Source organism: Micromonospora sp. NPDC049049 (genome assembly GCF_040649115.1).
Classification (GTDB): domain Bacteria; phylum Actinomycetota; class Actinomycetes; order Mycobacteriales; family Micromonosporaceae; genus Micromonospora.
In genome coordinates, this window is sequence record NZ_JBEZEX010000014.1 from 94886 (window position 1) to 116227 (window position 21342).

Genomic DNA, 21342 nt, shown 5'->3' on the forward strand with positions numbered 1-21342 from the left:
GCTCGTCCCTGTTCGCGTGCCGTTCGACGCGGTACCAGCGCCGGTCACCTCGATGTCACCCCCGGTGCCATTCCCTTTGCGGCGAATCCCATGGATGATTTTCCTGTCTCATTGATCAGGTGGCGGACGGGCCCATCCATGGCAAGGTGTTGACCCTGCCCCGGGCGGCGGGCGCGGACCTAGTCACGCAGGGAGTCAACGTGGCCCATCCCGACCTGCAGGCCGAGGACGTGGACCAGCACGCCGAAAGCCCTGCGATACCCCGGCAACGGGTGGTCTCCGCCGGGCGGTCCCGAGCGGGCGTCGCCGACACAGCAGTCGCCTGGCGTCCGCTGCGGATCGCGATGATCGGTCAGAAGGGGATACCGGCGACCTACGGCGGGATCGAACGGCACGTGGAGGAGATGGCCAGCCGGCTCGCCAGCTACGGCCACGAGGTCACCGTCTACTGCCGCCGGAGCTACGGCGAGACGCCCGCAGACGGCTACCGGGGCGTACGGCTGCGCCAGACCCACACGATAGCGAGCAAGCACCTCGACGCCATCGTGCACGCGGCGACCTCGACCATGGCGGCGATGGCCGCGCGGCCCGACATCGTGCACTACCACGGGCTCGGGCCGGCCCTGGTCGCCCCACTTCCGCGTGCCCTGTCCCGGGCGCGCGTGGTGTTGACGGTGCACGGGCTGGACAACCAGCGGGGCAAGTGGGGGCTCGCCGCGCGGGCCGTGCTGGGCAGCGCCCACTGGTTCAGCGGGTACGTCCCGCACCAGCGGGTAGCGGTCTCCCAGGGGCTCGCCGCCCACTACGGCGCCCGGTTCGGCCGCCCGACGACCTACATCCCGAACGGCGTGAACCCGGCCCGACCGGCGCGTACCCGTCAGATCCAGGACCGGTTCGGGCTGACCCCCGGCGGCTACCTGCTGCTGGTCGGTCGGCTGGTGCCGGAAAAGGCGGCCGACCTGCTGATCCGGGCCTTCCGCCGGACCGAGACCCCGATGCGCCTGGCGATCGTCGGCGGGTCGTCGTTCACCGACGACTTCGTGGACCGGCTGCGCCGGGAAGCCGGGGCGGACGACCGGATCGTCTTCACCGGGTTCGCCTACGACGACCTGCTCGCCGAGCTGTACGCCGGAGCTGCCGGCTTCGTTCAACCGTCCCGGTTGGAGGGACTGCCGTTGACGTTGCTGGAGGCGGCCGCGTACGGGCTGCCGGTGGTCGCCAGCGACATCGCGCCGCACGTCGAGGTGCTCAAGGCCGACACCGCCGGCGGGCGGTTGTTCCGCGACGGCGACGAGGACGACCTGGTCCGGGTGTTGACGTCGCTGCTCACCAACCTGCCGGCTGAACGGGCCGGCGCGGTGGCGCTGGGCGAGCAGATCACCAGCAGGTACAGCTGGGATACTGCCGCCCGCGAGTTGGAGCAGCTCTATCTAAGGCTGGCCCCGGAGCCGGGCCGGCGGGCCAGGGCACGACCCACGGGGACCGTCGACTGACCGGGCGGTGTCAGCCGGGGCAGTGTCGGATCAGCCCCCCGGGGGACGGGGCAGTCGGTGCAATGGCCCCTTCTGCCGTCGAGGTGACAGGACTAGATTGAACCGATCTTGTGCCGGGAGGACATCGGTTGGCCGCGCCCGGCAGCGGCCGAGCAGCGTCGATTCAGTTCAGTGGGATCAGTGGAACAACACACTCAGCAGGTCACTCCGCTCATGACCAGGCGGCTCGACCCGACCCGCCTGCTCACCGGCGCGGCGGCGCTGGCCGCCGCGGTCGTGGCGGTGGTCGCGGGTGTCTCCATGGCGGCCGGTGACCGCAGGGGGATGGTGCTGCCGCTCGCGGCGGTCGTGGGGATCGCGGTGGCAGTCCTCGCGCTGACGCGGTTCGCCGGGTACGTGCTGCTGATGCTCGCGGTGCGCTCCTGCGTCGACCTGTTCAAGCTGACCGGCCCGAGCGCCGGCCAGGCCGAATCCGGCGGGACGGCCCGGGCGGTGGACCCCTCCACCCTGCTCGCCGTGCTGTTCCTCCTCGCCGCCGGGCTCTGGCTGGCCGCGCAGCTCAGCCGGCACGGGCGGCTACGCGGCTCCCCGCTCAGCTGGGCCATGCTGCTCGTCGGTGCCAGCAGCCTGGTCAGCGCCCTCGGTGCCAGCCGGCCGGCGAACAGCCTGCTGGAGGCGCTGCGGATCCTCACCGTGGTGGTGATGTTCGTGGTGCTGGAACAGCTCATGCCGGACACCGCGGCGATCCGTCGGGTCCTGCTCGCCTGCTACGCCTCGCTGGTGCTGGCACTGGGCTACACAGTCGTGCTGTCGCTGCTCGGCAACCCGCCGGCCGAGGTGAAGGGCGACTTCACCCGCATCAGCGGCACGTTCAGCCAGTCGACCACGTTCGGCCGCTACCTGATGTTCATGGTGATCTTCGGGTTCGCGGTGTACCGCTTCCTCGATCGTCGCCTGCGGGCGTCCCTCGGGGTGCTGCTCGCGTTCTCGCTGCTGTTCCTGCTGCTCACCAACACCCGCAGCGCCCTGCTCGGTGCGGCGATCGGCCTGGTGGTGGTCGCCGCACTGCATCGCAGCAAGCGGATGCTGGTCACCCTCTGCGTGGTGGCGGTCGCCGGGGTGGCACTGGTGCCCGCCGTCGGCGAACGCTTCGCCCAACTCGGCACGTCCCGCGCTGTCGGCGGAGACCCGACCGGAAACACCCTGGCCTGGCGGATCGGCTACTGGACCGAGATCGTCACACTCGCCGACCGGAACCCGGTGACCGGCATCGGGCCGAACATGACCCAGCGGGAGACCGACGAGGCGAAGAAGCCGCACAACGACTTCCTGCGGGCGTACGTGGAGACCGGGCTGCTCGGTCTCGGGGCGTACCTGCTGATGCTGTTCGCCCTTGTGCACACCGCCCGGACCGCGCTGCGGCGCGCGCCTCCGGGCAGCTTCGAGCGCGGCGTCGCGGTCGGGTTCACCGGCTGCGCCGCCGCGTTCGTGGCGGTCAGCGCCGCCTCCAACGTCATTTCCAACGTGGTCACTCTCTGGTACTTCGTCGCGTTCGCCGCGGCGGCCAGCGTGATCGCCCGCCAACCGGCTCCGAACCTGACCGGCGAGCAGCCACGAGGCACGTCCGTCCCGGTTTGACTGAACGACAGCATTGGGGAAAAAGTGGAGATCGTCGACTACCTGCGGGTCGCCCGGCGGCGCCTCTGGGTACTCGTGGGGGTGCCGGTGCTCGCCACCGGCGCCGCAGCCGCCATCGTCCTGGCAGCGCCACAGCAGTTCAGCGGGACCGCGTACGTGGCGGCGCCGGCCCTGGTGGGCGGCGTGGCCGGGACGCAGTACACCGGTACGCAGGCGGCGAACCAGTTCGTCGCGGCGTTCGGCGCGGCGGTCACCTCGCCCCGCGTCCTCGCCGACGTGGCCGCCGACACCGGGGTGCCGCCGGAGCGGTTGCGCGACGGGCTCGCCATCACCCAGGTCGGCGCGAGCAGCCAGTTGGAGGTGACCTACACCGCCGGCGACCGGGCGACTGTCGCGCCGGTGCTGACCGCGACCACCACCCGGGCGCTGGCCTTCCTCTTCTCCTCCCAGGTCGGCATCGCCACCGGTGAGGTCGAGGCGGCCAACGCCGACGTCACCGCGGCGACCAAGGCGATCGGTGAGTGGGAGAAGACGAACAAGGTCTCCCAGCCGGACCGGATCTACCAGGCCACGTTGGGCGAGCTGACCAGCCTGCGCCAGCAGCAGCTCTCCATGCAGGCGGTCGGCAACGGTAGAGGTGTCGACGCGGCGACCGCCGCGATCACCGCCGCCCAGAAGAAGCTCGACGAGCTGGGGCCGAAGCTCCCCGACTACCAGGCCCTGATCGCCCAGCGGGACGCGGCGACCAATGCCCTGTCCCAGGCGCGGGAGGGGTTGCAGGCGGCGCGGGCGCAGGCCCAGGCCGCCGATCCCAAGCAGGTGACCAGCATCGGCGAGGCGCACGAGGTGAGCCGGATGACCGAGCTGGTGCGCACCGCCCTGCCGGTGGGCGGTGCGGGTCTGCTGCTCGGGGTGCTGCTGGTGGGCGTACTCGAACTGCTCTCCCGGGGTCGTGCCGCCGCCCGGCCGGTGGCTCCGGCGGCGGCGACCACAGCGGCCCCCTCGGCGCCGGCGGAGACCGTGACCGCGGCACGGTCGTGACCGTCGGAGAACGGCCCGGCGGGTGCGCGAGGTGACCGGCCGGTCGTCGGCCGCGCCGGAGACCGGCGACCAGCAGGTACGCGGCATGGCCCGCGGCGGTGTGCTGAACCTGGGCAGCGCCGTGCTCAGCCAGGTGGCGCTCTTCCTGGTCATGTTGTTGCTGGCCCGGGTGCTGGGTGTACGCGAACTCGGCCGGTACGCCCAGGTCTACGCCGTGCTGTCGCTGCTGGGGCTGCTCTCGCTCTCCGGCTTCCGGGCCGGGTTGACCCGGTTCGTGGCGGTGCACCTCGCCGACGACGAGCCGGCCGCCCTGCGGGGCGCGATCCGGCTCGGGATCGGCATCTCGGCCGTGGCGTCCACAGTGATCGCCCTCGGTCTGGTGGTCGGCGCGCCGTGGCTCGCCGACGCCCTGCACGACTCGCAGCTCACCACCGGGCTGCGGTTGGCGGCGCTCTGCCTGCCCGCCGCCACCGTCTGCGAGGCCGCCCTCGCGGCCACCCGGGGGTGGCGCACGCAACGGGCGTATGCGCTCATCGGCCAGGTCTACGAGCCGGCCGCCCGGCTGGTGCTCACCGCTCTGGCGCTCGCCCTCGGGGCCGGCCTGACCGGCGCGTTCTGGGCGCTGGTGGCGGCGAGCTGGAGCGCGGCCGGGCTCGCCCTCGTGGCGCTCGCCCGGATGGTGCGTCGGGTGCCCGCCGCCCGGCCCGCGTACCGGCCGGGTGAGCTGTTCCGGTTCTCCACCGTCAGCTGGGTCTCCTCGCTGTCGTCCACCGGGCTGATCTGGGTGGACGCGCTGCTGCTCGGCTTCTTCGACTACGGTCCCGACGCGATCGGCGTCTACCACGTGGCGACCCGGCTGGTCACTATCGCGGTGTTCGTGCTGGCACCGGTGAACGCCTCGTTCGGTCCGCACCTGGCGCACCTCTACCACCAGGGTCGACTGGACGAGGTACGCCGGATCTACCGGGTCGCCACCGGTTGGGTGCTCCGGCTGTCGCTGCCGGCCTTCGTGGCGTTGCTGGTCTTTCCGGAGCACTTGCTGCGCGTGGTCGGCGGGCCGGGTCTGGCCGGCGGTGCGGCGGTGACAGTCGTGCTGGCGCTCGGCCAACTGGTGAACGCCGCCACCGGGCCCTGCGGGACGCTGCTGAACATGTCCGGCCGGGTCTCGGTCAACATGGTGGACAACCTCGCGGCCCTGCTGCTCAACGTCGTGCTCAACCTCTGGCTCATCCCGGCGTACGGCATTCTCGGCGCGGCGGTGGCCTGGGCGGTGTCGTTGGCAGCTGTGAACGTCGCACGGGTCTGGCAGGTGCGCGCGCAGGTGCACACCGTGCCGGTGACGGCGGGCATGGTCAAGGGCCTGGTCGCCGCGCTGGTCGCGATGGGTGCCGGGTTCGGTGTGCGGTGGCTGCTCGGGGGCGGGACCGTGCAGCTCGTGGTCGGCCTGGCCGCGATCGTGGCGGTGTACCTCGCCGTGGTGCTCGCCCTCGGGCTCAGTCGGGAGGACGTCATGGTGTTGCGCTCGGTGACCGGCCGAGGCCCTCGACGCGCCCCGGCCGACCCCGCCGACCCCACCGACAGTGCCGGTGTGGGTGCCGCCCGCCCCGTGGTCCGCTCGTGACCGGCGTCGTGCGGCGTCAGGTCACCGACCGGCTGCGTCGGGGGGTACGCGCGGCGCGGGCGTGGGGGCGCGCGGCGAAGCCGGGAGAGCCCGGTCCGTTGCCCGATTTCCTGGTGATCGGTGGCCAGCGCTGCGGCACCACGTCGCTGTACCACCACCTTGCCGCGCATCCGCTGGTCCGGGTGGCCAGCGGCAAGGAGTTGCAGTACTTCAGCATCCACCACGGTCGGGGCGCGCTGTGGTACCGGGGGCACTTCCCTCGTCTCGCCCCGGGCGAGCGCACGTTCGAGGCGAGCCCCTACTACCTGTTCCATCCGAGCGTGCCGGCCCGGGTCGCGGCGACTCTGCCGCAGGCGCGCTTCGTCGTCCTGCTGCGCGATCCGGTGCAGCGCGCCTACTCGCACTACCTGCACACCCGCTCCTACGGCGTCGAGCCGCTGTCCTTCGCCGACGCCCTCGGCGCGGAGGAGGAGCGGCTGGCCCGGGCAACGCGCGGTGGCCCGGACAGCGCCGCCGCGCACCGGGCATTGCGTAACTATTCGTATGCCGCCCGGGGTCGCTACGCCGAGCAGTTGGACCGCTGGTTCGCGCAGGTCCCGCGGGAGCGGATCCACGTCGCCCGAACCGAGGACCTGCACGCCGACCCGGCCGGCACGTACGCCGACATGCTGCGCTTCCTCGGCCTGCCGGCCTTCACCCCCGAGGCGTTCACCCGGCACACCCGTCGCGTCGACCCGGGAGTCTCCGAGCTCACGCCGGAGCTGCGAGAGCGCCTGGGTGAGCACTTCGCGCCGCACAACGCGCGCCTGGCCGCGCTGTTGGGCTGGCCCGACCCCTGGCCCGGCTAGGGCGCGGCGGTCTCCGTCCTAGCGGACGGCGGCGAGGATCCGGTCCACCGGCTGGTCGGCGCGGAGCAGGACGGGGACGTCGGTCACTGTGGTGCCGCCGCCGGCCGCGCCCAGCGGGGAACCCACCGCCCCGGTCCGTCCGCCCGGTGTCGCCGGCACGGTCACCGGCGCGTTCGACGCCGACCAGAGCACCAGCGTGCTCGACCCGCCCCGGACGAACGCGACCCCGTGCAGCCTGCCGGCCACCGGGGTGGGCAGCGGGGTGACTGTGGCGTCCCGCGCCGCGTCGGCCAGGGCGGCCAGCATCCGGCCGGCGTCCCGTTCGGCCCCGTCCGGGTCGAGCAGGCCGTAGCGGACCTCGCTACCGGCGGCGTTGTTCGGGTTGTACGCCAACGGCAGCCAGCTGATCTCACCGATCCCGCCGGCGACCAGCAGGGTGACCGTCTTGACCATCTCCGCCGCCCGGCTGGCCGGGTCGCCGTCGCCGTCGCGCCAGAACTGCCCGACCTCCCACGCCTGGATCGGCGTGCCCGGTGGTGTGGTGGCGCGCAGGTAGTCCAGCAGCGGGGCCACCCCGCTGAAGTGCTCGTAGAAGTGCACCTGGCGGACGTCGACGGTGCGGTCGGTCAGCAGCGACTCGGTCACCGCCAGGAAGCGCAGGCTGCGGCTGTTGGTCTCGGTGCCCAGCGCCCGGCGTAGTTGCGCCTCCCCGTTCACCGCCGGGATCTGCTGCCCCCGGGTGCCGACCCGACGTTGGAAGTACGCCTGGTAGGCGGCGACGGCCTCGGGCATCCGGCCGGCGCGCACCAGCCGGTCGGCGACACCCATGCCGTACGCGACGCTGCTGATGCCGGAGTCGACCACCAGCGCCTTCGGGTCGGTCGCGCGGATCGTCTCGGCGGCGGCCCGGACCAGCCGCGCGTACTCCTCGGGGCTGCCGGCCCAGTAGCTCGGCGCGTTGACCTCGTTCTCGATGGCGTACTCCCGCACCCCGTACGGGCCGTAGCGCTGCACCACCGAGCGGACGAACCGCTGGTACGCGCCGAGGTCGGTGGGCATCGCCGACTCGGTCTTGTTCGCCGCGCCCCGGGTGTAGCGGGCCTTGCCACCGGTCGCCCAGCACACGCCGGTGCGGATCTTCAGGTGCAGCGTGACGCCCAGGTCCCGGCTGCGCGAGGCGATCTCGTCCAGCCCAGCCCAGTCGACCTGCCCCGAGGTCCGTTCGATCTCGCACCAGGAGATCTCCTCGTACGTCGCCGAACCGGCGAGCCGGCGCAGGTACGGCTCGAACTGCTGGTACCGCGACCAGTCCCAGTGCGCGCCGAACGGGTTGCTCACCGGGTCGCCGACGCGCGCCGGCGGGGCGGCTCCGGGTGTCACCTTCGCGGAGGGGGTGGCGGCCGGTGGCGGATCGTCGTCGCCGGCGGTGCAGCCGGCGGTGAGCAGGAGCGTGACGGCGACGGCGGTCGCGGCCGCGCGCAGCCGGCCGGGGCGGGTCACCGGTAGCCCAGCGCGCGCAGGGTCGGACCGGAGAAGACCCAGACCAGCAGGCGCAGGAACGGGTCGAGTTCGCGGCGGTAGCTGCCCACCCGGGAGCCGTAGATGGGTGCGGCGTCGCCCACCGCCGCCCGTCGGCGCTCCGCCTCGGTGGTGTATTTCTGCGCCACGTCGTGCTGCTTGCTGTCGTAGTCGAGGATGCCGTCCTCCCAGGGCTCGCCGAGGAATTCGAAGAGGCCGCGCATCGTCTTCTCCGGCTCGCTGACCGCCTCCTCGTACCGCAGCTCGTAGTAGCGGTCCGCCGGCAGGGTGGCGCCGACGGCCCGCGCGGTGCGGATGTAGCGCGGCCACTTCACCACGCACTTCACAGCGGACCAGTAGCCGAACCGTTTGCGGTGCGAGACCACCACGTCGCGTCCGTCCCGGATGAGGTGCACGATCTGGGCGTCCGGGAAGACCTCGGTGACGAAGTCGAGCGACATGGCGTACAGCGGGGTCTTGTCGGCCCACCGGGCCTTGCCCCGCGTGGCGGCGTAGTCGGCGTGCACGCCGCCGAAGAAGTCCCGGATCCGGCGCAACCAGTCCTCGCGCGGAAAGCCGAAGCGGGCCAGTCGCTCCCAGTCCCGGCCGACGATCCGTCGCAGGTCCGGCAGGAACCGGGTCTCCGGGCCGCAACTGATCCGCGAGTGCGAGTCCAGGACGAGACGCACCATCGTGGTGCCCGACCGCTGGCAGCCGACCAGGAAGATCGGTGCGGTACGGGTTCCGGTCTCAGCCACTGTCGACCGCCTTCGTCGTCTCGGATCGGGCGTCGGCCGCGGCGCGATCGAGCCGGTCGGTCAGCTCGTCGCAAAGGGCCCGGACGCGCCTGTCGATCGGTAGCCGTCGGTGGTTCGTCGGGCCGTGCGACGCGCGTGGGGCGATGTGCGCGTGCAGCCGGGGATGGTAGGTGAAGTCGAGGAAGGCGCAGAGCCGCCGGAGCTGCGCGGCGGGCTCCGCGACCAGGCTGTCGTAGCGGCAGAGCAGCACATCGGCCCGCTGGTCCAGGCCGAGCTGGAAGAACAACGAGTTGCGGACGTACCAGAACAGCGCGGCGCCGCTGTGCGGATCCAAACCCTGCGGGTCGTGGGCCCGGATCAGCTCGACGGTGTCGGCGTCGAGGCGTTGCCCCTGCCACCGGCGGCCGATGCTGCCGTCGGCGATCGCCCGCAGGGCCCGCAGGTTGGCGTCACCGAACTTGGCGACTTCGGAGCGGGCCCGGTCGTCGACGTCGCGGTAGACCCAGAGCGCCCGCCCGGGGGTCAGCCCCGGCAGGGCCAGCAACTCGTCCACGCGGTGGCTCTCACAGAGCGGCTTGACCAGGACGTACGCGTGCCGGCTGCGCTGGAGGGTGGCGGTCAGCACCGGGTCGGGGCGCAGTTGGAAGCGGTGGAAGAGAGTGCCGTCGTTCTCGTTGCGGACCTCGACCTCTCCGGCGGCGTCCAGGCCCCGGACCAGCATGTTCGTGCCGGAGCGTTGCAGACCGACCAGGTAGACCGGCATCGCCGAGCCGGGCGTCCGGCCGGCCCGCCGCCGCCAGCGTCGCTTCGCCAGTGCGGTGCCGATCCGGCCGACCGGGTTGAGGCGGTCCTCCTCGATCAGCCGTCCGATCCCCTCGGTACGAGCCCAGCGCAGGTGCCGCCGGACCCGGCGCGCGGTGTACGCGAGCGCGGAGACCTCGTCGTCGGCTGCCACGGTCCTCCTCGTCGGACACCGGCCCCGGCCCTGCACCAGAGCGGGTGTGACCGGCGGCAGCCAGGTTATCTGGAGATCATGGCGGGAGGCCAGGCCGCAGACCGCACGGGCAGACGAAGATCACCCGTTCAGCCACATGCCAAACGTGAGCTGGACTCGCCGACCTGCCCTGCATACCGTGGGCCCTGGTCGGGGCGGGCAGACCCCGGTCATCACCCCCGGGCCCGGATCGCCCGATCGATGTGAGCAGGGCGAGTCGATGCGCGTGCTGCACGTGAATAAGTTCCTCTACCGCCGTGGCGGCGCGGAGGGGTATCTGCTCGATCTCGCCGACCTGCAACGGGTCGCCGGCGACACTGTCGCCTACTTCGGCATGAGCCACCCTGAGAACGAGTCGCCGCTGCCGTACGCCGCGCGGTTCCCGTCCGAAGTGGAGCTGGAGCCGGCGCCGAGCGGGGTGCGGCCCCGCGCGGTGGCCGTCGGCCGGATGCTGTGGTCACCGACGAGCCGCCGCGGGCTGGCCCGGGTGATCGACGACTTTCGGCCGGACGTGCTGCACCTGCACAACATCTACCACCAGCTCTCCCCGTCGGTGCTCGCCGCCGCCCGCGCCGCCGGTGTGCCGTGCGTGCTGACCATGCACGACTACAAGCTCGCCTGCCCGAGCTACCAGCTGCTGGACCGGGGCCGTCCCTGCCAGGCGTGCGTCACCGGTGGCCCGTTGCAGGCGGCCCGTCGCCGCTGCAAGGACGGATCGCTGTCGCGCAGTGGCCTGCTCGCCGTCGAGTCCTGGTTGCACCGGCAGTTCGACGCGTACGACCCGGTGCAGCTCTTCGTGAGCCCGAGCGGGTTCCTGGCCGACGTGATGCGCCGAGCGGGCGTCTACCCGGACCGGCTGCGGGTGGTCAACCACTTCGTCGACCTGACCGGCGTCGTGGCCAAGCAGACGCCCGGCGGCGGTGTCGTCTTCGCCGGGCGGCTGGCGCCCGAGAAAGGGGTCGACGTGCTGATCGAGGCGGCCGCCGCGCTGCCGGACGGGGTCATCGTGGACATCGCCGGTGACGGCCCGGCCCGGCCGGAGTTGGAGGCGCTCGCCGCGCGGCGGGTGCCCGGCCGGGTCCGGTTCCACGGCCGTCTCGACAAGCCGCGCCTGCACGAGCTGATCCGGTCGGCGGCAGTGGTCGCCGTTCCGTCCCGATGGCACGAGAACCAACCCATGGCGGTGCTGGAGGCGTTCGCCTGCGGTGTTCCGGTGGTCGCCACCGACCTGGGCGGGCTTCCCGAGCTGGTCGAGCCCGAGGTGGACGGCCGCATTGTCGCGGCCGACGCGCCGACGGCCCTCGGCGACGCGCTCAACGACCTCCTGGCCGACCCGGACCGGGCGTACCGGATGGGCCGGGCGGGCCGGGCGAAGATCGCCGCCCAGTTCGCCCCGGACCAGCACCTGGACCGGATCCGTGGGCTGTACGCGGAGGCCGCCGAGGCGCTGCCGTCGCGCCGGGCCGCCGCTGGCGGGGGAGCGGCCCGGTGAGCCCGGTACGGGTGCTCTACCTCGCCGGCAGCGGTCGCAGTGGCAGCACGCTGGTGACCACGGTCCTGGGACAGTTGCCGGGCTTCTTCGCGGCCGGCGAGCTGCGGTACCTGTGGCGGCGCGGCATCCTGGAGAACCGACAGTGCGGCTGTGGCGCCCCGGTCGCCGACTGCCCGCTCTGGGCCCGGGTGCGCGCCGACCTGACCGACGCCGACCCGGCCGGGATCGCCGCCCGGTTGGCCCAGCGGCTGCGGCTGCGCGGACTGCCCGCACTGCTGCGCCGCCAGCGTCGGGGGCAGCCGCCGGTCGCGGGCCACCCCGACGACACGCACCTGGCCCGGCTCTACGCCTCGATCGCCGAGCACGCCCTGGCCGGCCGGTCGGACGGTGTCATCGTCGACTCCTCCAAGCTGCCGCCGTACGGGGCCCTGCTCGGCGGCCTGCCCGGCATCGACCTGTACGTCCTGCACGTGGTGCGCGACCCGCGCGCCACCGCGTACTCGTGGCGTCGCCGACGCCCGCTGGACGGGCGTGCCGACGACCAGCTGATGAGCCGCCCACCGGTCGGCAAGGCCGCGCTGCTCTGGCTGGCCTGGAACACCGCGACCGTACGGCTGTGGGGCGACCGTCGCCGTGCGCCGGGCCGCTACCTGCGGGTGCGGTACGAGGACTTCGTGGCCGACCCGGCCGGTGTCACCGCCCGGATCGCCGGCTTCGTCGGCGCGATCCCCGACGAGCTTCCGTTTCCGACGCCCGCCACGGTACGGCTCGCGCCCACCCACTCGGTGGCCGGCAACCCGTCGCGGCACCGCACCGGACTGGTCGACGTGGTCGCCGACAGCGAGTGGCTGACCGGGCTGCCCACCCGCGCGTACGCGGTGGTCACCGGGCTGACCGCCGTGGCGCTGACCCGCTTCGGCTACCCGTTGCGCCGCCCGGCGGCCACCTCTCCTGCCGCCCGCTTCGCCGCGGACCCGGCCGTCTCCCCGTCACCCGCCACCCGGCAGAAAGGCTGAACGATGCTCTCACTGGTGGTGGGCACCGGTCGCTGTGGTTCGACACTGGTCCAGGAGTTGCTCTCCCGGCATCCAGCGGTCGGCTTCGTCTCCGGTCTGGACGACAAACTGGCCCGGCTCAACCCGAAGGGCAGGTTCAACGGCCCGCTCTACCGGCGTTCGGCGCCGCGCCCGGCGGGGATGACCTCGCTGCGGCACAGTCGACGGTTGCTGGAGCGGGGCCGGCTCCGGGTCGCGCCGTCGGAGGCGTACCACCTGCTCGACCGGCAGGTCCTGGCCGGCTTCTCCCGACCGTGTCGGGACCTGGTCGCCGAGGACCTGACCCCGTTCGTGGCCCGGCGGCTGCGGGCCTTCTTCGACGAGCGGATCGCGCGGCAGGGCTGTCAGCAGTTGGTGCAGCACGTCACCGGGTGGCCGCGGACCGGCCTGCTGCACGCCGCGTACCCGGACCTGCGGGTGGTCAACGTGGTGCGCGACGGCCGGGCGGTGGCCAACTCGTGGCTCCAGATGGGCTGGTGGGACGGCTGGCGCGGGCCGGACAACTGGATCTACGGTCCGCTCCCGTCCGACCTTCGGGAGGAGTGGGCTGAATCCGGTCGCTCCTTCCAGGTACTCGCAGCGCTGGGCTGGAAGATGCTGATGGACGCCTTCGCGCAGGCCCGACTGCGTCACCCGGCCGACCAGTGGCTGGACGTGCGCTACGAGGACCTGGTCGAGCAACCGCGCGAGCAGGTGGGCCGAATGCTCGACTTCCTCGGTCTGGGCTGGTCGACGGCCTTCGAGAAGGGCTTCTCCCGATACGACTTCACAGTGGGCCGGGCGGAGGCGTACCGGGACGAACTCAGCCCGGCGCAGCTCGCCGCGATCGAGCGGGTGCTGGAGAAGTCCCTAGCTGAGTGGGGCTACCCGGTCTACGGAACGCTGCAGGAGTAGAGGACAGCCGTCAGCATGCCGACCGTTCCGGTGACCGGTGTCGACGTCCAGCCGCCAGGACCGTTCGCGACCAGGTTGAAGGTGCCGGTTCCGATGCCCAGCAACCCGCCGGGGACGGTGACCGAGGTGGCGCTGGCGCCGAGAGTCCCGCCGCCGGTGAAGCCGCCCGACAACGACCAGGTGAAGCCGCTGCGCGTCAGGCCGCCGACCGGCAGAGTCCAGGTGAAGGTCGGCGGGGTGAGCACGCCGGCCGTGCACTGCAGGTTGGTCGGTGGATTGACCGTGCCGGCCTGCAGCGAACCGCGACCGTACTCGGCGCCGGTCCAGGCGGCCAGCGTCGACTGCGGCGGTGCCAGCACGACGGCGGTGCCGGCGAGCAGCAGGGCGGCGGCACCCGCGAGCCAGCGCCGTCGGACGTGGCCGGCTCGCTCCCGGGCCGGCAGAGACCGCAGGCGCAGGCGCCTCACAGCCGACCCACCCTGACCCGGCGCGCCGCGCGCACGAGCAGCAGGCCGGTGACGAGCGCACCGCCACCGGCCAGCAGAGGTGTCCACAGGTTGGTCCCGGTGCGCGGAAGCGGGCCGACAGTGCCGCCCGCCGATGCGCTGTCGCCGAATCCGGTCGCCGTGACGATCAGGTCTGCCGACCCCGAGGCCACCGCGTTGGCGAGCAGACTCGCCGTGACGAGCACCCAACGCTGCTGATCGGCGCGCATCGAGCTGATGGTGACCGGGTGCGCGGCCAGCCTGGTGGCGGGACCGTCGGCGAGGACCTGCTCACCCTGGCCGGTGGGGCAGGCACCCTCCACCCAGCGGATGGCACAGACGGCCACCATCACCTGGAGTCCGTCCGGACGGACGGCGAGAGGACCCAGCGCGGACAGCGAGATGGTCACCTCGCCGGGCTGCTCCGCGTGCGCCGAGACGCCCACCTGCCAGGGCACGGGCTGCTCCGGCGCCAGGTTCGTCATGCGATCGTCGTCGCCGATGGAGACCAGCGTGAGGTATCTGCTCCGAATGACCTCCTCGGTGGTGTCCGCGCGGGCCTGGCCAGGCGTCGCGAGTACCGCGGCGGCCACGCCCGGCAGCACCGCCAGCACGACCAGCATGCGTCCCACTGTCGAGTCGCCACGCGGTCCCGTGCCGCTCGGCTGGCTGCCGGGCTCCGGCGCTGCCCCGGCATCGTCGGGCACCGCCGAATCCGGTCGCCGACGGTGCCACGCGCGCTGTCGTCGGGTCCCCGGCTCGCCCCCGCGCGGCCAGAACGCCCAGGTGACGATCACCGCGGCGCCGATCGTGATGAGACTCGTGGCGTAGACGTTCGACACGGCTCGCACCGCGTACCCGAGCCTGGGCACCGACCACTGCACGAGCCGCACGTGGCTCACCGCGTACGGCGCGGCGTCGTTCGACTGGTTCGCGTCCCCCCGAAGGGTGAGCAGGCGGGTGGCCCCACCGCCGTTGGCGATGTCGACCACCCGGTGAGTGATCGGTGGCAGCGGCGTGCGGTCGACGGTGACGACGTCTCCCACGTGGACCTCGGACGCGGGGATCTCCCGCACCACGGCCAGTGACCCGGCCGGGATGGTCGGGCTCATCGACCCGGTCTTGAACAGGATGAGCGAGATGTCGAAGAAGAACGCCAGCGGGACGAGGACGACGCAGGCCGTCCCACCGACGGCGAGCACTGTCAGCACCAGGTCGCCGACCCGGGCGAGGGTGCCGTGCCGTCGACGTTCGCGTCCCACCATCTGCAGATCCTTCACGTAGACGTGGCAGTGAATTCCCAGGTGACGACCCCGGTCGTGCCCTGGTACGTGTTGCTGGCGCCGGACTGGACCCGGACCTCGAAGCAGAACCTCAGCTGCGGCGTCGCGCCGGCCGGCACGGTGATGGGGGACGACACCGGTGAGCCGGGCACCGCGGTGATGGCGGAGTAGCCGGGCCCGACGATCCAGGTGGGTGAACCGGAGAAGGCGGCGGCACACGTGGTGCTGGTCGTGGGGGTCCGCACCGCCCGGTACTCGAGCGCGGGCAGCAGGGCTCCGGAGTTGTTCGACGAACTCGTCAGCGCGACCGTGCCGCCGACATTCGTCGTCGAGGTCGTCCGGATGTCGAGGAAGGCGTAGAACGACACCGAGGGGGACATCGCCGTCGCGTTGAACGCCAGCGTCGCGGCGTTCGCGACCGGGGTGTGGCTGGCCCAACTGCTGGAGGCGGTCTGCGATTCGGTGCCGAAGACGCTGGCGCCGAACGACCCGGTGCCGTACTCGCTGTCGGTCCACGCGGCGAGCGTGGACGTCGTTCCCAGGCCGAGAACGAGGGCGCCAGCGAGTACGGCACGGGTCCGGCGAAGCCGTGGTGTTCCGGCCGGCGTCCGACGGTTGACCACGGCCATCATCTAGACGGACTCGGCCAACAGTTGCCAGGTTTCCGTGACCGAGGTGCCCTGCACCAGGGTGCCCCCCGCGGTGACGACGAAGCAGAGGTTCACCGGAGCGCCGGGCGTCGTGGGGGGAGTGCCCTGCGTCAGGTTGAACGGCACCGCGCCGGCCACCGAGTTGAGCGGGGTGCCCTGCGCCACGATCCAGGTCGGGGTGGTGGGCGTCGCGCTGCAGTCGGCGAAGGCCGGGACGGTCGCGATGCCGTAGGTGAGGCCGACGAACCCGGCTGGGGCGGGGGTCGCCGACGCCACGGTGACTGTCGCGTCGTACGTCGTGGCCGCGGTCAGTCGGACGGCGAACGGCGCCGCGACCACGTCACCGGGGCTGATGTCGTCGAAGCCCGTGCTGAAGGTCAACGCGGCCGCGGTGCCGGCGGTGGGGTGCTCGGCGTAGGTGGTGCCGTTGGTGCTGCCCTCCATGCTGAAGCTGCCCGCCGTGAACGTGCCCGTGGCGTACTCCGAGTCGTTCCAGGCGGCAAGGGTGATCGTCGCACCGAGGCCGAGGACGATCCCTCCGGCCAGGATGGCCTTCAGCTTGCGAGAGCGGCCTCGACCGTTCGGTTTGTCCACTGCCGTCCCTGTCGGTTCAGTCAATTTGTCCTCCTCGGTGCAACGCGGTTGGTTGTCGTGGGCCGGTGCCAGCGGCACAAGGATCACGATAAGCACACAAACAAGGGCAAAACGCCCAGAGCGCTTAAGTTGCCACCGGAGGGTGCAGACGGGCAGGGAGCGCACCGATCGGCACTATCGACGGACGTCACGGGGCAGTTAATCTTTGGCCCCACCCCATCGATGTGAGGAGATGCGATGGCGCGCCGTACCGGCCGACCCTCCTACCAGCTGGACAAGGCCGATGTGCGGCACCGCCGCACAGTGCGCTTCGTGGCCGTCGCGGGCGTGATCGCACTGGTCACCGCGTTGCTCGGCGGGTTGATCGGCTACCAGGTGGGCCGTCCGGACGCGACCGAGGCGACCATCGCGAGCATCAAGCAGGACGAGGCGAAGCGGGACGCTCAGCAGATCGTGGAGCTGATCGAGACGGCCCGGCGCGTCCGCGACCAGGTCGCCCCGGTGCTGGCCGCCATCAAGACGGAGACGACGGCCGGACGTGCGCCGGACCCGGCGCAGGCGCGCCAGTGGCAGGGGGTCATGCGCCAGGCGGCGGAGCCGTTCGCCGAGCCGCCGTCGGGGACCACCGCCACCAACGTGGCGCGCGGAGGCCTGCGCGGAGCGGTCGAGCAGGCGTCGCTGGCCGTCGACGCCTACGGGCTGGCGGCCGGCGTTCCAGCGGCGCAACGGGCGGCCCTGCTGGACGTCACCGCGCGGCAGGCGGCCGAAGCCGCGACGATCTGGTCGGTCGCGGCGACCCAGCTCGATCAGATCAGCGTCGATTCCGGCCAGGGCCACCAGCATGTGTTCCTGGACACAGACCCCCACGAAGGGGCCCTCACCCCGGACGGAGCGGCCGAGGGAACCGGTGGCTGAGGCCCTTTGCGGGGCAAGTGTCGGGTTTGTCGACGGAGAGCGCCCCGCCCGGTCCCCCGAGCGGTCACGGCGTGATCTGGGGGCGACGCGCCGGATCGGGTACGGTCGCTAATCGCAAAGTCTATGAACCAGATTGGCTTTCTGTGAATTGGAAGCCGAATCGGAGGGGCACAGCCGTGAGGTTCCCAAGCGTCGTCCGTCAGGCCGGCCTCGTCGTGGCCGTCACCGCCCTCGCGCTGACCGCGGGTTGCGCGAAGAAGGACGACAGCGAGGTCCAGGCGAGCGGGGTCAAGCTGGTCACGGCCGGCAAACTGACCGTCTGCACCCACCTGCCCTACCCGCCGTTCCAGTCCAAGGACGCCAGCGGCAAGGTGACCGGCTTCGACGTCGAGATCATGGACCTGGTCGCCAAGGAACTCGGCGTCGAGCAGACGATCGTCGACACCCCGTTCGAGGGGATCAAATCCGGTCAGGACCTCAACACCGGCAAGTGCGACGCGGCTGCCGCCGGCATGACCATCACCGAGGAGCGGAAGAAGGTCATCGACTTCTCCGACCCGTACTTCGACGCCACCCAGGCGATGCTGGTGAAGACCGGCAAGACGTACAAGTCCCTCGACGACCTCAAGGGCAAGAAGCTCGGCGTCCAGGCGGCGACCACGGGTCGTGACTACGCCAAGAAGCTCGAGGCGGAGAAGGGCCTGAAGCTCGTCGAGTTCGAGGACCTTGCCGCCCTCCAGCAGGCCGTCGCCAACGGCCAGGTCGAGGCCGCCATCAACGACCTGCCGGTCTGGACCGAGTACCTGAAGAAGAACCCGGGTGGGTTCGAGGTGGCCGCCGAGTTCGACACCGGCGAGCAGTACGGCTTCCCCGTGAAGAAGGACGCCAACCCGGAGTTGCTCAAGAAGATCAACGAGGTGCTGGCCAAGGCCAGGCAGGACGGCACGTACAACACGATCTACGAGAAGTGGATCGGCAAGCAGCCGAGCGCCTGAGCCGCAGAGCGGCCGAGCGCCTGAGCGCCACGCACCACCGGAGGGCGCGCGTCCCGCGCGCCCTCCGACGTCGGTAACCTCCGGGAAGGCAACGAGCGAACGTGAAGCTGCGACGCCGCCAGCGGGAGCGGCTGTCCCTCGGGCTCCAGTACCTGGTCTTCATCGCCGTCATCGCCACGGTGCTCGTCGCCGCGGACTGGGACAGGTTGGCCGACGCGTTCTTCCGCGTCGACATCATCAAGTCGATGTTCCCGACGATCATCACCGTCGCGCTGCGCAACACCATCCTCTACACGCTGGGCGCGTTCGCCTTCGGCCTCGTGTTCGGGACGATCCTGGCGCTGATGCGCCTGTCCCGGGTGGCGCCGTACCGCTGGGTGGCGACGGCGTACATCGAGCTGTTCCGGGGTCTGCCCGCGCTGCTGGTGCTCTTCCTCGTCGGGTACGGCATCCCGATCGCCTTCCCGGAGCGTGAGATTCCGGGCGGGGTGTTCGGTTCGATAGCGATCGGCCTCGGGTTGACCGCCGCGGCGTACATGGCGGAGACGATCCGGGCCGGCATCCAGGCCGTGCCGAAGGGGCAGATGGAGGCGGCGCGGACCCTCGGCATGTCGCACTTCACCGCCATGCGCACGATCGTGATCCCGCAGGCGTTCCGGATCGTGATCCCGCCGCTGACGAACGAGCTCATCCTGCTCACCAAGGACTCGTCGCTGGCGTACGTGCTCGGGGTGACGGCGCAGACGATCGAGATCACCAAGTTCGGTCGGGACATGCTCAACGACCGGGTGAACGCGACGCCGCTGCTGGTGGCAGGCCTCGCCTACCTGGTGATCACCCTGCCGCTGTCGCAGGTGGTACGACGCCTCGAACTCCGCTACGCCAAGGCTCGGTGACCCCGATGACGACCACCCCATCCCGCCCCGCCGTGGAGATCCGCGACCTGCACAAGTCCTTCGGGCCGCTCAAGGTGCTCAAGGGCATCGACTTCGAGGTCGGCCAGGGCGAGGTGGTCTGCGTCATCGGTCCGTCCGGTTCCGGCAAGTCGACCCTGCTGCGCTGCGTCGATCTGCTGGAGGAGCCGACCGCCGGCAAGATCTGGGTGAACGGGGTCGAGATGACCGACCCGGACGTCGAGATCGACGCGGTCCGCCGCGGCATCGGCATGGTGTTCCAGTCGTTCAACCTGTTTCCGCACCTGACGGTCCTGAACAACCTCACCATCGCCCAGCGCCGGGTGCTCCGGCGAGGTCGGGCCGAGGCCGAGCGGATCGCACGGGCCAACCTGGAGCGCGTCGGGCTGACCGACAAGGCCGACGCCTTCCCGGCGCAGCTCTCCGGTGGGCAGCAGCAGCGGGCGGCGATCGCCCGGTCGCTGTCGATGGAGCCGAAACTGATGCTCTTCGACGAGCCGACCTCCGCGCTCGACCCGGAACTCGTCGGCGACGTGCTCACCGTCATGCGCAAGTTGGCCGAGGACGGTATGACGATGATGGTGGTCACCCACGAGATGGCGTTCGCCCGCGACGTCGCCGACCGGGTCGTTTTCATGGACGGTGGCGTGGTGGTCGAGCAGGGGCCGCCGCAGGAGGTGCTGGGCGCGCCGAAGCACGAACGGACCCGCGCGTTCCTCTCCCGGGTGCTCGACCCGACCCACGTGGCGCAGCTCGGCCAGCCGGACCAGTCGCCCGCGTCGCCGCAGATCCCCAGCCTGCCGGCGGACGACCGCCACCACCTCTGACCACAGCTGCCGTACGTCCTCCGCGCCGGGTTGCCTCTTTCGAGGGCAGCCCGGCGCCGTTCTGTGCGCCCTGCGTGTCAGCTTCATGTCAATCGACGGACGTCGTGATGTCAAGGTAATCTTTTTGCAATCAGACCTGTACTTTCGTCGATGGATTACATAAGTTGCTGTCATCCATCGAAAGTTCTGAGTCTTCCGAGCAAAGTCCGCGACGAGCCTCACCTCAGTCGTGCCACCGCCCCCGTGCTCGGCGGTCGATGCACAGTGCCCTCGTCGCGTCTTCGCCCGGTTGGGAACGGAGACCCATGGACGATCACGTTGGTGGCCCTCACCGCCACCTGTCCCGCAGATCGCTGATCGCCACCGGCGCGCTCGCCGCCGGGGCGTTGGGCGCGTCCGCCCCAACGATCGGCACCGTGTTCGGCGGCAGCCCCGCCCGGGCCGCCGCCGGTGTCACCAAGAAGATCACCATCTACGCCGAGCAGTTGCCCGGCAACCTGTTCGGGTACGGCCTGGCGCCTGGTCAGGCCACCGTTCCGGGGCCGATCCTGGAGATGTACGAGGGTGACACGCTGGAGATCACCCTGGTCAACACCACCAACCAGCGGCTGTCCATCCATCCGCACGGGGTGGACTACAGCACCGAGTCCGACGGCAGCCCGTTCAACGCCTCGTTCAACAACCCCGGCGAGACGCGGACGTACGTCTGGCGCTCGCACGAGATGGTGGCCGCGGCGGGTCGGCGGTACATGCCGGGCAGCGCCGGCTACTGGCACTACCACGATCACGCGATGGGCACCGACCACGGCACCGGCGGTGTCGCGAAGGGACTGTACGGCGCGCTGATCGTCCGGCGGCGTGGCGACATCCTGCCGTCGAAGCAGTTCACTGCGGTGTTCCACGACATGATGATCAACAACAAGATGGCTCCGGCGACGCCGATGTTCGAGGCGAACCTGGGCGAGCGCGTCGAGTGGATCGCCATCGGCCACGGCAACCTGTTCCACACCTTCCACCTGCACGCGCACCGCTGGGCGGACAACCGCACCGGCATGTTGGAGGGGCCGAGCGACCCGAGCCTGGTGGTCGACAACAAGGACCTCAACCCCGGCAGCTCGTTCGGTTTCCAGGTGCTGGCCGGGGAGGGCGTCGGACCCGGCGCGTGGATGTACCACTGCCACGTGCAGACGCACTCCGACGGCGGCATGGCCGGGATCTTCCTGGTGCGCAACGCCGACGGCAGCATGCCGCCGGGCGCCGAGGAGGCGATCCACCGGTTCCAGGGCCACACCCACACGCACGGAAGCTGACCGAACCGAAAGTGGGG

20 protein-coding genes are annotated in these 21342 nt (G+C 71.5%); 13 read left to right on the forward strand and 7 right to left on the reverse strand.

The annotated features are described in order from the left end of the window. The first annotated feature begins 200 nt into the window (after positions 1-200). The 5 genes from AB0B68_RS16610 to AB0B68_RS16630 all read left to right on the forward strand — a co-directional run bounded on the left by AB0B68_RS16610 (position 201) and on the right by AB0B68_RS16630 (position 6641). Positions 201-1493 (forward strand): glycosyltransferase family 4 protein, encoded by a 1293-nt coding sequence (locus AB0B68_RS16610; protein WP_357199020.1) that lies wholly within the window; start codon positions 201-203, stop codon positions 1491-1493. A gap of 180 nt (positions 1494-1673) precedes the next feature. Next, positions 1674-3131 carry an O-antigen ligase family protein gene (locus tag AB0B68_RS16615; RefSeq protein WP_357260775.1) on the forward strand — a complete coding sequence of 486 codons (1458 nt, stop codon included), beginning with the start codon at positions 1674-1676 and terminating at the stop codon, positions 3129-3131. Between the two features lie 24 nt (positions 3132-3155). Further along, positions 3156-4172, forward strand: coding sequence for a Wzz/FepE/Etk N-terminal domain-containing protein (locus AB0B68_RS16620; RefSeq protein WP_357199014.1), 1017 nt, complete (start codon positions 3156-3158; stop codon positions 4170-4172). Between the two features lie 31 nt (positions 4173-4203). After that, entirely contained in the window at positions 4204-5793 is a 1590-nt protein-coding gene (locus AB0B68_RS16625; protein WP_357260778.1) for an oligosaccharide flippase family protein, read from the forward strand. Continuing rightward, complete coding sequence (locus AB0B68_RS16630) at positions 5790-6641, forward strand: sulfotransferase (protein ID WP_357260781.1); 852 nt, start codon at positions 5790-5792, stop codon at positions 6639-6641. Before AB0B68_RS16625 ends, AB0B68_RS16630 begins: the two co-directional genes overlap by 4 nt. Positions 6642-6659: 18 nt before the next feature. On the opposite strand, the gene AB0B68_RS16635 is transcribed toward AB0B68_RS16630, so the two are convergent. The 3 genes from AB0B68_RS16635 to AB0B68_RS16645 are packed head-to-tail and all read right to left on the reverse strand — an operon-like array spanning position 6660 to position 9872. Continuing rightward, the gene (locus AB0B68_RS16635; RefSeq protein ID WP_357199005.1) at positions 6660-8141 is read right to left on the reverse strand and encodes a hypothetical protein; all 1482 of its coding nucleotides are present in this window, start codon (positions 8139-8141) and stop codon (positions 6660-6662) included. Continuing rightward, entirely contained in the window at positions 8138-8917 is a 780-nt protein-coding gene (locus tag AB0B68_RS16640) for a sulfotransferase (RefSeq protein ID WP_357199002.1), read from the reverse strand. The genes AB0B68_RS16635 and AB0B68_RS16640 overlap by 4 nt, the downstream gene beginning before the upstream one ends. Continuing rightward, a complete protein-coding gene (locus AB0B68_RS16645; RefSeq protein WP_357260784.1) occupies positions 8910-9872 on the reverse strand; it encodes a hypothetical protein in 963 nt (320 codons plus the stop codon). Before AB0B68_RS16645 ends, AB0B68_RS16640 begins: the two co-directional genes overlap by 8 nt. A 259-nt stretch (positions 9873-10131) precedes the next feature. On the opposite strand from AB0B68_RS16645, the gene AB0B68_RS16650 reads away from it, so the two are divergent. The 3 genes from AB0B68_RS16650 to AB0B68_RS16660 are packed head-to-tail and all read left to right on the forward strand — an operon-like array spanning position 10132 to position 13352. Then, positions 10132-11403, forward strand: a complete 1272-nt coding sequence (locus tag AB0B68_RS16650) for a glycosyltransferase family 4 protein (protein WP_357198996.1) — start codon at positions 10132-10134, stop codon at positions 11401-11403. Further along, entirely contained in the window at positions 11400-12419 is a 1020-nt protein-coding gene (locus AB0B68_RS16655; RefSeq protein ID WP_357260787.1) for a sulfotransferase, read from the forward strand. Before AB0B68_RS16650 ends, AB0B68_RS16655 begins: the two co-directional genes overlap by 4 nt. 3 nt (positions 12420-12422) lie before the next feature. Continuing rightward, positions 12423-13352 (forward strand): sulfotransferase, encoded by a 930-nt coding sequence (locus tag AB0B68_RS16660; RefSeq protein ID WP_357260791.1) that lies wholly within the window; start codon positions 12423-12425, stop codon positions 13350-13352. Here AB0B68_RS16660 and AB0B68_RS16665 read toward each other — a convergent pair. From AB0B68_RS16665 to AB0B68_RS16680, 4 genes are read right to left on the reverse strand one after another with little or no spacing between them, the layout of a single operon-like run. Beyond that, positions 13331-13819, reverse strand: a complete 489-nt coding sequence (locus AB0B68_RS16665; protein WP_357260794.1) for a hypothetical protein — start codon at positions 13817-13819, stop codon at positions 13331-13333. The two genes, AB0B68_RS16660 and AB0B68_RS16665, sit on opposite strands and share 22 nt — an antisense overlap. Next, entirely contained in the window at positions 13816-15102 is a 1287-nt protein-coding gene (locus tag AB0B68_RS16670) for a signal peptidase I (protein WP_357260797.1), read from the reverse strand. The genes AB0B68_RS16665 and AB0B68_RS16670 overlap by 4 nt, the downstream gene beginning before the upstream one ends. An 11-nt stretch (positions 15103-15113) precedes the next feature. Beyond that, positions 15114-15743 (reverse strand): SipW-dependent-type signal peptide-containing protein, encoded by a 630-nt coding sequence (locus tag AB0B68_RS16675; protein WP_357260800.1) that lies wholly within the window; start codon positions 15741-15743, stop codon positions 15114-15116. A gap of 9 nt (positions 15744-15752) precedes the next feature. Next, positions 15753-16388, reverse strand: a complete 636-nt coding sequence (locus AB0B68_RS16680; protein ID WP_357198980.1) for a SipW-dependent-type signal peptide-containing protein — start codon at positions 16386-16388, stop codon at positions 15753-15755. Between the two features lie 213 nt (positions 16389-16601). Here AB0B68_RS16680 and AB0B68_RS16685 point away from each other — a divergent pair, with 213 nt between their 5' ends. From AB0B68_RS16685 to AB0B68_RS16705, 5 genes are all read left to right on the forward strand, one after another. Then, positions 16602-17279 carry a hypothetical protein gene (locus tag AB0B68_RS16685; protein WP_357198977.1) on the forward strand — a complete coding sequence of 226 codons (678 nt, stop codon included), beginning with the start codon at positions 16602-16604 and terminating at the stop codon, positions 17277-17279. A 176-nt stretch (positions 17280-17455) separates the two neighbouring features. After that, positions 17456-18274 carry a basic amino acid ABC transporter substrate-binding protein gene (locus AB0B68_RS16690; protein WP_357224121.1) on the forward strand — a complete coding sequence of 273 codons (819 nt, stop codon included), beginning with the start codon at positions 17456-17458 and terminating at the stop codon, positions 18272-18274. A gap of 101 nt (positions 18275-18375) precedes the next feature. After that, a complete protein-coding gene (locus AB0B68_RS16695) occupies positions 18376-19170 on the forward strand; it encodes an amino acid ABC transporter permease (RefSeq protein ID WP_357260803.1) in 795 nt (264 codons plus the stop codon). A 5-nt stretch (positions 19171-19175) separates the two neighbouring features. Next, entirely contained in the window at positions 19176-20015 is an 840-nt protein-coding gene (locus AB0B68_RS16700; RefSeq protein ID WP_357207143.1) for an amino acid ABC transporter ATP-binding protein, read from the forward strand. A 305-nt stretch (positions 20016-20320) separates the two neighbouring features. Further along, positions 20321-21325, forward strand: a complete 1005-nt coding sequence (locus AB0B68_RS16705) for a multicopper oxidase domain-containing protein (protein WP_357260806.1) — start codon at positions 20321-20323, stop codon at positions 21323-21325. Positions 21326-21342 lie beyond the last annotated feature (17 nt).